At 40.2% G+C, this 1618-nt stretch carries 1 protein-coding gene; it reads left to right on the forward strand.

The features are described from left to right. Positions 1-215 precede the first annotated feature (215 nt). A complete protein-coding gene (locus C3945_RS11650) occupies positions 216-1553 on the forward strand; it encodes an IS4 family transposase (protein ID WP_442862180.1) in 1338 nt (445 codons plus the stop codon). The last annotated feature ends 65 nt before the right edge of the window (positions 1554-1618 follow it).

Genomic DNA, 1618 nt, shown 5'->3' on the forward strand with positions numbered 1-1618 from the left:
ACTCAAGTTTTGCAGTTGAATATCCAGGTTTAACCCTTGCGGTTATTGAAACTTCTTATAAATAATTATCAAAAAACACACAAAAAGACACCTCTCTTTGGTAAAATGTAGTCACCATAACAACATTCAAAGGAGAGATGTCTTATGACTAATATTTTACCAGAAAAATCAGAAAATCACGAGGTTGAATCGACCGTTTCCCACTTTTTTAAAGAATTCAAAATTGGAACACTCTTGAACCGAGCGAATGTAAAAAAACTCGCGGTGTTAGTCCTGTGGTACTCTTTCAGTTCTTGTTTACTCTAGTCTTCACCTCAAAATCTGGAAACCAGGCTATCCTTTCTTCAAAAGCACCTGAAGAAATTAGTGTTTACACTGTAAACCGGTTCATGAATGCCAAAACCTTTAACTGGCGGAAATTTCTGATTCTATTGAGCGAGTCAATCATTGTGAAACGCCTGCTTTCCTTAGTGGAAAGCGATTCTGAACGTGTCTTAATCATTGACGATTCCACATACAGTCGGAACCGCAGCAAAAAAGTCGAGCTTTTAGCAAAAGTGTATGACCATTCAACCGGAACCTTTATGCGAGGGTTTCGTATGCTTACTTTGGGTTGGTCAGACGGCATTAGCTTCATTCCTTTAGCGCACACACTACTCAGTTCAGAAAAGAAGCAAGCACGCCTAATGGAAGCAAATGACCAACTAGACAAACGTACAGTCGGCTACAAACGACGCGTTGAAGCCCAACAGAAAGCTACTAAGGCTCTATTCGACTTACTTGATTCCATCAATCCTCGTACCTTACAGGCAAAGACCGTTTTATTCGACAGCTGGTTCGCTTATCCTAAAACCATCAAACAAGTGGTCACTGATTATCCGCTTCAAGTCATCTGCATGCTTAAACCTACGCGTACAACGTACGGATACAATGGACAAAAGTATAACCTGAAAGATCTCTACAGAGTGCTCAAGAAAAAGCGTGGCCGTGCGAAAATTAAAGCATCTGTCGTTGTCAGCTTAGGATTGAACGATAATAATGAAGACATCCAGGCTAAGATAATATTTGTTCGGGACAATCGCAGAGGCAAGAAAAACTGGCTAGCTCTTCTGTCAACTGACGTTGACTTGCCAGATGAGGAAATCATTCGTTTATATGGAAAACGCTGGCAGATCGAGACCTTCTTCAAATACAGTAAATCTTACCTTAAGCTCTCTAATGAATTTTCTGCTCGTGATTATGACAATATGGTTGCCCATACTGCGGTTGTTTTTACCCGGTATATGATGTTCGCCTTAATATCCCGTGAAGAGAAGGATCCGCGCACCATCGGTGAGCTGTTTTATTTGTGCTGTGATGAAATGGAGAACATTCGATTCGCGCAATCGCTGTTTCTCGTAATGGCCTGTCTGAAAGAGACATTAATGAACGAGTTAGTACTATCTGAACAACATGTTCAAGACTTGTTAGATACCATCTTTGATAGTTTACCGGAACTCTTCAAGCCATTTTTAAAAGAAAATCAGCTGAATCAAATATCAAAAGCGGCATAATAATCGGTACCAAGTCAATGACACCAAGGGTCAAAGGCTATTTTTTAACTGCAAAACTTGAGTTA

It is taken from the genome of Alkalibacterium sp. MB6, from assembly GCF_009935905.1.
In the GTDB taxonomy this organism is placed as follows: domain Bacteria; phylum Bacillota; class Bacilli; order Lactobacillales; family Carnobacteriaceae_A; genus Alkalibacterium.